Annotated in this window: 11 protein-coding genes; 10 read left to right on the forward strand and 1 reads right to left on the reverse strand. The window is 59.1% G+C overall.

Features of this window, described 5'->3' with window-relative positions; genetic code table 11:
* Positions 1 to 124 precede the first annotated feature (124 nt).
* The 10 genes from carA to HY028_05305 all read left to right on the forward strand — a co-directional run bounded on the left by carA (position 125) and on the right by HY028_05305 (position 11,392).
* Entirely contained in the window at positions 125 to 1,360 is a 1,236-nt protein-coding gene (carA, locus tag HY028_05260) for a glutamine-hydrolyzing carbamoyl-phosphate synthase small subunit (protein MBI3344253.1), read from the forward strand.
* Positions 1,339 to 4,671: a carbamoyl-phosphate synthase large subunit gene (carB, locus tag HY028_05265; GenBank protein MBI3344254.1), complete on the forward strand. Its 3,333-nt coding sequence runs from the start codon at positions 1,339 to 1,341 to the stop codon at positions 4,669 to 4,671. Before carA ends, carB begins: the two co-directional genes overlap by 22 nt.
* Positions 4,668 to 5,144, forward strand: a complete 477-nt coding sequence (greA, locus tag HY028_05270) for a transcription elongation factor GreA (GenBank protein ID MBI3344255.1) — start codon at positions 4,668 to 4,670, stop codon at positions 5,142 to 5,144. Before carB ends, greA begins: the two co-directional genes overlap by 4 nt.
* 8 nt (positions 5,145 to 5,152) lie before the next feature.
* A complete protein-coding gene (locus HY028_05275; GenBank protein ID MBI3344256.1) occupies positions 5,153 to 5,617 on the forward strand; it encodes a DUF4149 domain-containing protein in 465 nt (154 codons plus the stop codon).
* Positions 5,618 to 5,673: 56 nt separating this feature from the next.
* Complete coding sequence (gene rlmE, locus HY028_05280) at positions 5,674 to 6,294, forward strand: 23S rRNA (uridine(2552)-2'-O)-methyltransferase RlmE (protein ID MBI3344257.1); 621 nt, start codon at positions 5,674 to 5,676, stop codon at positions 6,292 to 6,294.
* 106 nt (positions 6,295 to 6,400) lie between these two features.
* Positions 6,401 to 8,320, forward strand: a complete 1,920-nt coding sequence (ftsH, locus tag HY028_05285; GenBank protein ID MBI3344258.1) for an ATP-dependent zinc metalloprotease FtsH — start codon at positions 6,401 to 6,403, stop codon at positions 8,318 to 8,320.
* Between the two features lie 145 nt (positions 8,321 to 8,465).
* The gene (gene folP, locus HY028_05290) at positions 8,466 to 9,257 is read left to right on the forward strand and encodes a dihydropteroate synthase (GenBank protein MBI3344259.1); all 792 of its coding nucleotides are present in this window, start codon (positions 8,466 to 8,468) and stop codon (positions 9,255 to 9,257) included.
* A 10-nt stretch (positions 9,258 to 9,267) separates the two neighbouring features.
* Entirely contained in the window at positions 9,268 to 10,632 is a 1,365-nt protein-coding gene (gene glmM / locus HY028_05295) for a phosphoglucosamine mutase (GenBank protein ID MBI3344260.1), read from the forward strand.
* Between the two features lie 121 nt (positions 10,633 to 10,753).
* Positions 10,754 to 10,993 (forward strand): type II toxin-antitoxin system Phd/YefM family antitoxin, encoded by a 240-nt coding sequence (locus HY028_05300; protein ID MBI3344261.1) that lies wholly within the window; start codon positions 10,754 to 10,756, stop codon positions 10,991 to 10,993.
* A 3-nt stretch (positions 10,994 to 10,996) separates the two neighbouring features.
* Positions 10,997 to 11,392, forward strand: a complete 396-nt coding sequence (locus HY028_05305) for a type II toxin-antitoxin system VapC family toxin (protein MBI3344262.1) — start codon at positions 10,997 to 10,999, stop codon at positions 11,390 to 11,392.
* Here the strand turns inward: HY028_05305 and HY028_05310 are convergent.
* Positions 11,367 to 12,359: a helix-turn-helix transcriptional regulator gene (locus HY028_05310; protein ID MBI3344263.1), complete on the reverse strand. Its 993-nt coding sequence runs from the start codon at positions 12,357 to 12,359 to the stop codon at positions 11,367 to 11,369. The genes HY028_05305 and HY028_05310 overlap by 26 nt on opposite strands.
* Between the last annotated feature and the right edge of the window lie 235 nt (positions 12,360 to 12,594).

A 12,594-nucleotide genomic window follows, 5' to 3' on the forward strand; every position in this document is an offset into this window, starting at 1 on the left:
CACGTTTAATGGACAGTCATCACCGGATAAAGTAAAATTTCGTCTAATAAGATTTAGCAATCCCCAAGCGGGAAGGACGACTCGTTCGCCTTCCCGCTTTTCACATGCGGAGTGAGAGATGAGCCTGCGTAAGCCCGCCTTGTTAGCCTTGGAAGACGGTACCCTGTTCCGGGGCGAGTCTATTGGCAGCGAGGGACAGGCAACCGGCGAGGTGGTGTTCAATACCGCCATGACCGGGTATCAGGAGATTCTTTCTGATCCTTCTTACTGCCGGCAAATTGTCACTCTCACCTATCCCCATATCGGCAATGTCGGCTGCAATTCGATAGACGACAATGCCCCCACCGTCGTGGCGAGTGGCCTGATCATCCGCGAAGTTTCCCCGCTCGCCTCCAATTGGCGCTCCGAACAATCCCTGGAGGATTGTCTGCGTCACCACAAGGTGGTTGGAATTTGCGGAATTGATACGCGTAGGCTGACACGCAAGTTGCGCGAGCAGGGCGCGCTGAACGGCTGCATTATGGCGGGTGATAACATCAACGAAGCCGAGGCGCTGGCCATGGCGCGTGCGTTTCCCGGCCTCAAGGGGATGGATCTCGCCAAAGTGGTTACAACGCCTAAGCCTTATGAATGGCGGCAAGGGCGCTGGGTGTTGGAAAATGGCCGGGCGGATGCTACTCCAAAAGAACAGTCGCCTTATCACGTAGTGGCCTACGACTACGGGATCAAGCACACCATCCTGCGAGTGCTGGCGGATTCGGGTTGCCGCGTGACGGTGGTGCCCGCTCAAACATCCGCCGAGCAGGTGCTCGGTATGCAGCCCGATGGGGTGTTTCTTTCCAACGGCCCCGGAGACCCGGAGCCTTGCGACTACGCCATCCACGCCATCGCCAAGATTGTGGATACGGGCGTGCCGGTGTTCGGAATCTGTCTCGGCCATCAACTGTTGGCGCTTGCCAGCGGCGCGAAGACCGTGAAGATGAAATTCGGTCACCACGGCGCCAATCACCCGGTGCAGGATCTGGATACGGGCAAGGTGCTCATTACCAGCCAGAATCACGGCTTCGCAGTGGATGAAGCGACACTGCCGTCCACTCTTCGCGCCACGCACAAATCCTTATTCGACGGTTCGCTGCAAGGCGTGGAACGCACCGACCGGCCTGCATTTAGTTTTCAGGGTCACCCGGAAGCCGGCCCTGGGCCGCACGATGTGATTCCCTTGTTTGACCATTTTGTGGAGTTAATGGAGAGGCAGAGAAAAGATACAAGATACAAGAGAAGGCACCTTCATGATTGTTTTTACTTGTATCTTTCCTCTTTTCTCTTGTATCTGAATTTATGCCCAAACGCACCGACATAAAAAGCGTCCTTATCATCGGCGCGGGTCCTATCGTCATCGGCCAGGCCTGCGAGTTTGATTACTCCGGCGCGCAGGCCTGCAAGGCGCTGCGTGAAGAGGGCTACCGCGTGATTTTGGTCAACTCGAATCCGGCGACTATCATGACCGACCCGGAACTCGCCGATGCGACGTACATCGAACCTGTCACTTGGCCGGTGGTCGCGCGCATCATCGAGAAGGAGCGCCCCGATGCCTTGTTGCCGACTATGGGTGGCCAGACCGCGCTCAATTGCGCTCTCGATCTGGTACGCGAAGGCGTGCTGGAGAAATTCGGGGTAGAGTTGATCGGCGCCTCGCGCGAGGCGATAGACAAGGCCGAGGACCGCGACCGCTTCCGTAAGGCGATGCGCAAGATCGGCCTGGACACGCCGCGCTCGGCCCTGGCGCACAGTATGGAAGAGGCGCAACAAGTCCAGGCCCAGATCGGTTTTCCCACCATCATCCGGCCCTCCTTTACGATGGGTGGCAGCGGCGGCGGCATCGCGTACAACCGCGAGGAGTTCATCGAGATATGCGAGCGCGGTCTGGAAGCCTCACCCACGCACGAGTTGCTGATTGAGGAGTCGGTGATCGGCTGGAAGGAATTCGAAATGGAGGTGGTGCGCGATCACAAGGACAACTGCATCATCGTCTGCTCGATCGAAAATTTTGATGCGATGGGCGTGCATACCGGTGACTCCATCACCGTCGCGCCCGCGCAGACGCTGACCGATCAGGAATACCAGATCATGCGCGACGCCTCCATCGCGGTGCTGCGCGAGATCGGCGTGGATACCGGCGGCTCCAACGTGCAGTTCGCCATCAATCCGGCGAATGGCAAGATGATCATCATCGAGATGAACCCGCGCGTGTCGCGCTCTTCGGCGCTGGCCTCCAAGGCAACCGGTTTTCCCATCGCCAAGGTCGCGGCCAAGCTCGCCGTGGGGTATACGCTCGACGAACTGCGCAACGAGATCACCGGTGGCGCCACGCCCGCCTCGTTCGAGCCGGCCATAGACTATGTGGTCACCAAGATACCTCGCTTCACCTTCGAAAAATTCCCCCACGCCGACCCGCGTCTCACCACGCAGATGAAATCGGTGGGCGAGGTGATGGCGATCGGGCGCAGCTTTCAGGAATCCCTGCAGAAGGCCTTGCGCAGCCTGGAGACCGGTATAGACGGTCTAAATGAAAAGGTGGATCTCGCTGCCGACGACGCCGCGGACCGGATTTATCACGATCTGCGTGTCCCCGGCCCGGACCGCATCCAATATATCGGCGACGCCTTCCGCTTCGGTCTCACGGTGGAAGAGGTGCACGCCCAGACCCACATAGATCCGTGGTTTTTAGTGCAGATCGCGGAACTGATCGCCATCGAGGCGGAAGTGCGCGCATTAGTTCCGGCGGGGGTAAGGCGTGAAAAATCGGTGAGGAGTGGGGAGTTAGGAGTGAGGAGTAACCCCTCACACCTCACGCCTCACGCCTCACTAGCCGGAGACGCTTCATATCTTGAAGCGGGACTCAACGCCGCGCGTCTGTTTGCCCTCAAGCGCAAGGGTTTCTCCGACCGGCGGCTGGCGGCGCTACTGCGCACCAGTGAACATGAAATACGTGCGCTGCGTGAACGCCTGAGTGTGCACCCGGTCTACAAGCGTGTGGACTCCTGCGCAGCCGAGTTCGCCACTGCGACGGCGTATCTCTACTCCACCTATGAAGAAGAATGCGAGGCCGCGCCCACTGCGCGTGACAAGATCATGGTGCTGGGCGGCGGCCCCAACCGCATCGGCCAGGGTATCGAATTCGATTACTGCTGCGTGCAGGCGGCGCTGGCGATGCGCGCGGAAGGCTACGAGACCATCATGGTCAATTGCAATCCGGAGACCGTGTCCACCGATTACGACATTTCCGATCGCCTGTATTTCGAGCCGCTGACGCTGGAGGACGTGCTGGAGATCATTCGCGTCGAGCGGCCCAAGGGCGTGATCGTGCAATACGGCGGGCAGACGCCCCTCAAGCTGGCCCGGCCGTTGGAAGCCGCGGGCGCGCCGATTATCGGCACCACGCCCGACTCGATAGACCTCGCCGAAGACCGCGAACGCTTCCAGCAAATGATTACCAAGCTCGGCTTGCATCAACCGCCCAACCGGACCGCGCGCAACAGCGATGAGGCGGTGCGTCTAGCGCAGGAAATCGGCTACCCGCTGGTGGTGCGTCCCTCTTATGTGCTGGGCGGACGGGCGATGGAGATCGTGTATCACGAGGAGGATCTGCGCCGCTACATGCGCGAGGCGGTGCAGGTCTCCAACGACTCGCCGGTGCTGCTCGACCGGTTTCTGCGCGACGCCATCGAGGTGGACGTGGATGCGGTCTGCGACGGCAAGCAGGTACTCATCGGCGGGATCATGGAACACATTGAAGAGGCGGGTATACATTCCGGTGATTCGGCGTGTTCGCTGCCGCCCTTCAGTTTGAGCGCCGCCCTGCAAAACGAATTGCGGCGGCAGATGAGCGTCATGGCCCGCGAACTGCACGTGATCGGCCTGATGAACGCCCAGTTTGCGATTCAGAACGGCCAAGTTTATGTCTTGGAGGTCAACCCGCGCGCCTCGCGCACCGTGCCGTTCGTCTCCAAGGCCACGGGTCTACAACTCGCGCGCATCGCCGCGCGCTGTATGATAGGCAAGACCCTCGCCGCGCAAGGCGTGACTAAAGAGGTGATTCCGCATTACTATTCGGTGAAGGAGGCGGTGTTCCCCTTCATCAAATTCCCGGGGGTGGATGTCCTACTCGGACCGGAGATGAAATCCACCGGCGAAGTGATGGGCGTGGGACGCAGCTTCGGCGAGGCCTTCGCCAAGTCGCAACAGGGGGCGGGCGTCAGCATACCGCGCGGCGGACGCGCATTCTTGAGCGTGCGCGACACCGATAAACCACAACTGCCGGAGGTCGCCGCCGCGCTGGTAGAGCAAGGCTTTGAGGTCTTTGCTACGCGCGGCACGGCCAAGGTGCTCGAACAAGCGCGCGTGACACACACGGTGGTCAACAAAGTGGGCGAGGGTCGCCCGCACATCGTGGACATGATTAAAAACGACGAAATCAGCCTTATCGTCAACACGGTGGAAGGGCGTCAGGCGAGCACCGCTTCCTTTGCGATCAGGAGGGCGGCGCTGCAGCACAAGGTGAGCTACACTACTACTCTGGCCGGGGCAAGGGCGGTGTGTCTTGCGCTCAAGGAACTCTCGGCGCAGGATGTGAACCGCTTGCAAGATTTGCATAAGGAACTGTCTGCATGAACAAGGTACCTATAACGGTAAAGGGCTTGCAAAAACTGCGCGAGGAGTTGCAGGAACTCAAGTCCGTGGCGCGTCCGCGGGTGATTACGGCCATCGCCGAGGCGCGCGCGCACGGCGATCTCAAGGAAAACGCCGAATACGCCGCCGCCAAGGATCAGCAGAGCTTTATCGAGGGCCGCATCGCCGAACTGGAGGGAAAAATCTCCAACGCCCAGGTGATAGACGTCAGCACCGTCAACGCACAGGGTAAGGTAGTGTTCGGCGCGACCGTGGATCTCGTCAACGAAGAGACTGGTGAAGAAGTTACTTATCAAATCGTCGGCGATGACGAGGCTGATATCAAGACGGGCATGATCTCCATCAGCTCGCCCATCGCGCGTGCGCTGATAGGCAAAGAGGAGGGTGATATTGCGGTGGTGCAAACACCCTCCGGCAACAAGGAGTATGAGATCGTTGCGGTGCGTTACATTTAAGCCCGGCCATGCATTTTAATACCGTCAGCCAGCGCATACTCTTGACCTTTTGGGTGGGCGGTCTCTGGGCCATCGGTTACGTCGCGGTGCCGGTGCTGTTTAATATGGTTTTCGACCGTTTCGTGGCGGGCGGCATCGCGGGCCGCCTGTTCGGCATCATGAGTTACATAGGTCTGGTGTGCGGTACGCTGCTGCTGACCTCGGTGATCTATCAGGCAGGGCATGAGTGGCGCCGTAGCTGGCAGGTGTGGGTGCTTGTGACCATGTTGCTCATAGTGGCCATCGGTGAGTTTATGTTGCAGCCCATGATGCAGGCGCTTAAAGCGGCTACCCCGCAGGGGTTTGTTCCAGGCAGCGCCGAAGCAGGGCGCTTTGGCCTGTTGCATGGGGTTTCCTCTTTGCTCTATCTTGTGACGAGTTTGCTGGGGTTGGTGTTGGTAGTGTTTGGGCTTGAGCGAAGAGCGGCCGAATGAATTCGGCCCTACCAGTAGGTGCGAATTCATTCGCACATCATTAGACGTTCAAAATTATGTCCCGCTCCAAAACCAGCCACCGGTGGCTCAAAGAACATTTTGACGATCCCTACGTCAAGCGCGCCCAGCAGGAAGGTTATCGGGCACGCTCGGTGTACAAACTCATCGAGATGGACGAGAAAGATCATCTCCTCAAGCCGGGTATGACGGTGGTGGATCTCGGCGCCGCGCCCGGGGGGTGGGCGCAGTACGCGGCGCAGAAAGTGGGTAGTAAAGGCCGGGTGCTGGCCTTGGATATTCTGCCGATGGAACCCCTCAAGGGCGTTGAGTTTATCCAGGGTGATTTCACGTCTGACGAGGTTTATCAAAACCTGTTGGGCACGTTGGGCGCGGCCAGGGCGGGGCTTGTAATATCGGACATGGCCCCCAATATGAGCGGTATGTACAGTGTAGACCAGCCGCGCGTGATGTATTTGGCTGAACTTGCCCTGGCGCTGGCACGCGATGTGCTCGCTCCGGGGTGTGACCTCCTCATCAAGGTGTTTCAGGGCAGCGGCTTTGATGAACTGTGCAAGGACCTGCGCCGCTCATTTAAGCAAGTCCTGGTGCGCAAACCCAAGGCCTCCAGGGCCCGTACCCGTGAAGTATATCTGCTGGCGCGGAACTATACGGGTTAGCCGCGTCTAATACTTAATTGCATCAGTACTTTACCAGGCCAGCCGTTAGTTCCAGGCCGGTAGGTGTGATAAGCTAGCCGTAGAGAGTGAACAGAGGACATCCATCTTGAATGACATTGTCAAAAATTTGATCTTATGGGTTGTGATCGCCATCGTACTGATGTCGGTGTTCAATAATTTCGGCCCGCGCCAGACTGCCGCCCAGCCGATCGAATATTCCCAGTTTATCGCCGATGTAAAGGCCGGCAAGGTGCAGAAGGTCAGTATCGAAGACCGTGTCATTCGCGGTATCAAGGACAATGACGAACGGTTCACGACCTATAATCCGGGCGACCCCGGGTTGATCGGCGACCTGCTTAACAATGGCGTCAAGATTGATGCGCGCCCGCCCGAGCAGCAAGGGCTGCTCATGCAGATGTTTATTTCCTGGTTCCCCATGTTGCTGCTGATAGGCGTGTGGATCTTCTTTATGCGCCAGATGCAGGGCGGTGCTGGCGGGCGTGGCGCCATGTCGTTCGGCAAGAGCCGCGCGCGCATGGTCGGTGAGGACCAGGTGAAAATCACCTTTGCCGATGTCGCGGGTGTGGACGAGGCCAAAGAGGAAGTGGCCGAACTCGTGGAGTTCCTGCGCGACCCCGGCAAGTTCCAAAAATTGGGCGGCAAGATCCCGCGCGGCGTGCTGATGGTGGGCAACCCCGGTACGGGCAAGACGCTGCTTGCGAAGGCTATCGCCGGCGAAGCCAAGGTGCCGTTTTTCAGCATCTCCGGTTCGGATTTTGTGGAGATGTTTGTGGGCGTCGGCGCTTCGCGCGTGCGCGACATGTTCGAGCAGGCCAAGAAGCACGCGCCGTGCATCATCTTCATAGATGAGATTGATGCGGTCGGGCGGCACCGTGGCGCGGGTCTCGGCGGCGGTCATGACGAGCGCGAGCAGACTCTGAATCAATTGCTGGTCGAGATGGACGGCTTCGAGGGGAGCGAAGGCGTGATCGTCATCGCCGCCACTAACCGGCCCGACGTGCTCGACCCAGCGCTGCTGCGGCCCGGCCGTTTCGACCGCCAGGTCGTGGTGCCGCTCCCGGATGTGCGGGGCCGCGAGCAGATTCTCAAGGTGCACATGCGCAAGGTGCCCATCGCCGACGATGTGGATGCGAGCGTGATCGCCCGCGGCACGCCCGGTTTTTCCGGCGCCGATCTCGCCAATCTGGTGAACGAGGCGGCCCTGTTCGCCGCGCGCTCCAACAGCCGCTTGGTGAGTATGGAATATTTCGAGAAAGCCAAGGACAAGATCATGATGGGCGCCGAGCGCCGCTCCATGGTCATGAGCGAAGACGAGAAAAAACTCACCGCCTATCACGAGGCCGGGCACGCTATCGTAGGCTTGACCGTGCCCGCGCACGACCCGGTTTACAAGGTGAGCATCATTCCGCGCGGCCGGGCCTTGGGCGTGACGATGTTCCTGCCGGAGGGAGATCGTTACAGTTATAGCAAACAGCGTCTGGAAAGCCAGATTTGCAGCATGTTCGGTGGGCGCGTCGCCGAAGAGTTGGTCTTCGGTGCGGAGGCGGTCACCACCGGCGCCAGCAACGACATCCAGCGTATTACCGAAATCGCCCGCAACATGGTGACCAAATGGGGCTTGTCCGAGAAACTCGGACCGCTCACCTACAGCGAAGACGAGGGTGAGGTGTTTCTCGGCCACAGCGTGTCGCGCCACAAGATGGTGTCGGATGAGACCGCACATGTGATAGACGAGGAGATCCGCGCCATCATAGATCGCAACTACAAGCGCGCCACAAAGATACTCAATGACAACATCGGGAAATTACATCTGATGGCCGAGGCGCTGATCAAGTACGAGACCATAGACAGTCTGCAAATCAACGACATCATGACGGGCAAACCGCCGCGCCCGCCGCAAGACAGTACAGACGTGCAGGCCAAGCCGCCGCGCAGTGCGGGCGGGATCCCGGCCAAGGATGACAAGGCGCCCGGCAAGATCGGCGGCCCGGCGGGTGAACATTAATAAAGGCAGGGAAAAGAGCAAAGATACAAGATACAAGTTAAAAAGCTAACACCTTTTCCCTTGTATCTTCTTAAATAAATGAGTGATAACCCACCTATATCTAAACTGTAAAGGCAAGCTCCTCGATTTAAGCCAAGCCCAGGTTATGGGGATATTAAACGTCACCCCCGACTCCTTCTCGGACGGGGGTGATTTTTTATCGCCACAAGCCGCCGTCGAGCGCGCCAGGCAGATGGTCGAGGAGGGCGCCGCTATCATTGATGTCGGCGGCGAATCCACTCGACCGGGCGCACCGGCCATCTCTGTCCAAGAAGAGCTGGATCGTATCGTCCCTGTGATCGAGGCCCTCAGCGCCGAACTTCCCGTTCCCGTCTCGATAGACACCAGCAAACCCGAGGTCATGCGCGCCGCGGTGGCGGCCGGCGCGGGAATGATCAATGACGTACGCGCCCTGCGGCTGACGGGCGCTTTAGAGGCCGCCGCAGATATCAATCGTAGACTCAGTGTCCCGATCTGTCTCATGCACATGCAGGGCGAGCCGGGCACGATGCAGCAGCAGCCCGACTATAGCGATGTCGTTCAAGAAGTTAGCGTCTTTCTGGCTGAGCGTGTGCAGGCCTGTGTCCGGCACGGCATCCCCAGGGAACGCCTGGTGGTGGACCCGGGTTTTGGATTTGGCAAGCGACTGGAGCATAATTTAAGCCTGCTGAAGCGCCTCGATGAACTGGGGAAATTGGGACTGCCCATCATGGTGGGGTTGTCGCGCAAGAGCATGATAGGGGCGGTACTGGATCGCCCGGTGACTCAGCGCCTCTATGGCAGCCTCGCCGCCGCCGTGCTGGCCGTCGCACAAGGAGCGGTGCTGGTCAGGGTGCACGACGTGCGCGCCACGGTCGAGGCGCTTAAAATATATGAAGCCGTCAAACAAAGCCCATAAGGAACATGCCGTGCAAAAAAAATATTTCGGTACCGATGGCATCCGTGGCAGGGTAGGAATAGCACCGATCAATGCCGAGTTCGTACTCAAGCTCGGCTGGGCGGTGGGTCGCGTGCTGGGCAGCGAGGGCAACGGCAGCAAGGTGTTGATCGGCAAGGACACCCGCATCTCCGGCTACATGTTTGAATCGGTACTGGAGGCGGGGCTGTGTGCAGCCGGCGTAGATATCCGTCTGTTAGGACCCATGCCTACCCCCGCCATCGCCTACCTCACCCGCACCCTGCACGCACAGGCCGGCATCGTCATCAGCGCCTCGCACAACCCTCACTACGACAATGGCATTAAATTTTTTTCCGCGCGCGGCGCCAAGCTCCCCGACGACGTCGAGCTTGCCATCGAGGCGGAGCTTGAAAAGCCCATGCAGACCGTGGACTCGGCGCTGCTCGGTAAGGCTGAACGCATGCCCGATGCCGGAGGGCGCTATATCGAATTTTGCAAGAGCACCATCCCGCGCAGCATAGACCTGCGCGGCATGAAGATCGTGGTGGATTGCGCCCACGGCGCCACCTATAACATCGCCCCTCGCGTTTTTGAGGAAATGGGAGCGGATGTCTACAAGATCGGCGCCCAGCCCGATGGCCTCAATATCAATGAACAGTGCGGCTCCACGTACCCGGAGGCGCTGTGCGCCGAGGTGCTGGCGCGGGGCGCAGAACTCGGCATCGCCCTGGACGGCGACGGTGATCGCGTCATCATGGTGGATCATCAGGGCGAAATCGTGGACGGCGATGAACTGCTGTTCATCATCGCGCAATCAAGGCGCGGGCATGCAGGGCACTCCAACGTGGTGGTCGGCACGCACATGAGCAATCTCGGCCTCGAGCATGCCTTGCAACAACTGGGCATCGAACTCAAGCGCGCCGCAGTGGGCGACCGTTACGTGCTCGACATGCTCCAGCAAGGCGGCTGGACGCTGGGCGGCGAATCCTCCGGCCACATCATCTGCCTGGATCGCACCACCACCGGTGACGGTATCGTCTCCGCCCTGCAGGTCATCGCCGCCATGATCAACTCCGGCCGCACCCTGAGCGAGTTGAAAGCGGGCATGACGAAATATCCCCAGCGCATGATCAACGTACCGCTCGAACCCCGTTGCAAGCCCATGAAATCCAAATTGCTGCAAGATGCGGTGCGTGAGGCCGAGGCGCAACTCGCGGGGCGGGGTAGGGTACTGCTGCGTCCCTCCGGCACCGAGCCGCTGCTTCGCGTCATGGTCGAAGGTCGAGACGAAGAGCAAGTTGAAGCACTCGTCCACTACCTTGCCGGAATAGTCATCCAGGCAGCGTCCGATACTTCTGATCTCAGAGCCCTGTAAGTCAAGGTGCGGGGCGCTTCATGCACCCTTAAGATGCTAAAAAGTAAATACGCCAGACATCTTGACCAACTTAACCAAATTGATATACTGGTGTTAACTAACCTTGGTTAAGGAGTGCGCCATGAAACAACTGAACATCTACGACGCCAAGACGCAGCTTTCTCGCTTAGTGGATGAGGCCAGCAAGGGCAAGACGTTTGTGATTGCCAAATCAGGCACGCCGCTGGCGAAGCTGACACCGCTCAATGAAGGCAGGCGCGGCAAAATCAAGTTCGGTCTTATGAAAGGCGAGATCATCATGGCCGATGACTTCGATGCTGCATTACCCGCCGATATCATCGAGTCGTTTGAGTGTGGCTAAGCGATGAGGGTCCTGCTCGATACCAGTGTCCTGATTCTGGCAATGAACGACGATCCGAAATTGTCCGATGCCGCACGGTCTGAAATTCAACAGGCCGCTATCGTCTATGTCAGCGCCGCTTCGATATGGGAAATCGGCATCAAGGCGGGAATCGGTAAACTGAAAATCAATCTCGACCGGCTTATCCCCTGCTTGCAGGAAGCCGGATTTGAACAACTAACCGTGACGTGGGAACACGCCAAAGCAGTGAGTGACTTGCCCGAATACCACAAAGATCCCTTCGATCGGATGCTGATCGCCCAGGCCCAGACAGAGCCGCTGCGGCTGCTGACGCATGACAAAACTCTGTTGCAGTACAGCGACCTGGTGACCCTCATTCCGCCGCATCGAGCACCTTAGCCAGGCCCAGCTTGCTGCGCACTCGCAGTTTCTTGAATACCCGGTACAGATGATTGCGTGCCGTGGACTCGGCGATGCCCAGCGCCTGGGCGATTTCTCGATAGGTCTCACCCCGTCCATAGCGGGTGGCGACCGCCTTCTCCCGCTCACCCAGACGGTCCGCTGCCGTCAGGGCGCGGGCCTTCAGCAGTATCATGTCGCCCAAGGCGCTGGCGTATAGCACGGCCTTCTTGCCGACAAAACCATCGGGACTCCCGACAGTCCCGACCAGCGCCGACGGCAGTCGGGCGCCGCGCCAATCGGGCCATTCCTTTCGGACCACCTCGTAGAAACCGGCCTCGGCGTCGAACAGGATGCCGCTGTCGTTAGCCAGACCCAGAGCGCAGTTTTGGCCGCCTTGTGGCTGTCGCTGGCGCAAGAAGAACAGCCGGTTGATACGACGGGATTCGACCAAATGAGGCATCAGGCTTTCTTTAAGCTGACGCTCCCGCTCGCTGAAGGGCCGCTTCGGGTTCCGGCGCCAGAGGGAGATCACTTCATACAAACTGGATACTGGGTCGGGGAGAACAGTACACAGGACCTGCTCAATGCCCCAGCGCCGCGCAAAGCCAAGGTAGAGGGAAGTAGACACAAATTCCTCGCGCGAGATCAGGTCGGCCAGGTTGCAGCTCACCCCCGGCTTGGCCCGCACCGCATCAGCCAAGAAGTCCAAGGCCTGATATTCTGCCAGATACTCGTCCATCATGGTCCGGGGCTGACGGAACAGATACACGTCCAACAAGGCATTGGGCACCCCTGAGCCTCGCCCCCACATGGCGCTGTCGAAGGGGATGACCCCCCGCAGCGCTTCCAGCGCCGTCTCCTGGAAGCGCTCCATTGGCCACTGATGGGCGCCCTGGTACAAACAGTGGACGAGGGCGTTGAGGCCGCGCTCCAAGAGAGTCCCTTCGCCAGTTTTCTTTTTCATAGCGGCTGGCTTATTCCAATTCCAAATAAAAAATGCGTCATTACCACCCCCCGACCGGCTTCGCCCTCCTCGCTACGCTCTCCCCACGCATGGGGGAGGGGAGTTAAACTCTAGTTTGCCAAATAATGCGCGAAGGCGGCGAAACTACTTGGCATTCCGGTCAAAACGCTGCAGTACCTACTTCCTGCCTGAAAAACTACGCACTATTTACCGGCCTCCTCAGTAAGCCTTGCGC

The organism is Gammaproteobacteria bacterium, assembly GCA_016195665.1.
Classification (GTDB): Bacteria; Pseudomonadota; Gammaproteobacteria; order SURF-13; family SURF-13; genus JACPZD01.

Coding starts and splice junctions, on each gene's coding strand:
- carB (MBI3344254.1), top strand. CDS start 1,339: ATGCCCAAACGCACCGACATAAAAAGCGTCCTTATCATCGGCGCGGGT.
- greA (MBI3344255.1), top strand. CDS start 4,668: ATGAACAAGGTACCTATAACGGTAAAGGGCTTGCAAAAACTGCGCGAG.
- HY028_05275 (MBI3344256.1), top strand. CDS start 5,153: ATGCATTTTAATACCGTCAGCCAGCGCATACTCTTGACCTTTTGGGTG.
- rlmE (MBI3344257.1), top strand. CDS start 5,674: ATGTCCCGCTCCAAAACCAGCCACCGGTGGCTCAAAGAACATTTTGAC.
- folP (MBI3344259.1), top strand. CDS start 8,466: ATGGGGATATTAAACGTCACCCCCGACTCCTTCTCGGACGGGGGTGAT.
- HY028_05300 (MBI3344261.1), top strand. CDS start 10,754: ATGAAACAACTGAACATCTACGACGCCAAGACGCAGCTTTCTCGCTTA.
- HY028_05305 (MBI3344262.1), top strand. CDS start 10,997: ATGAGGGTCCTGCTCGATACCAGTGTCCTGATTCTGGCAATGAACGAC.
- HY028_05310 (MBI3344263.1), bottom strand. CDS start 12,359: ATGAAAAAGAAAACTGGCGAAGGGACTCTCTTGGAGCGCGGCCTCAAC.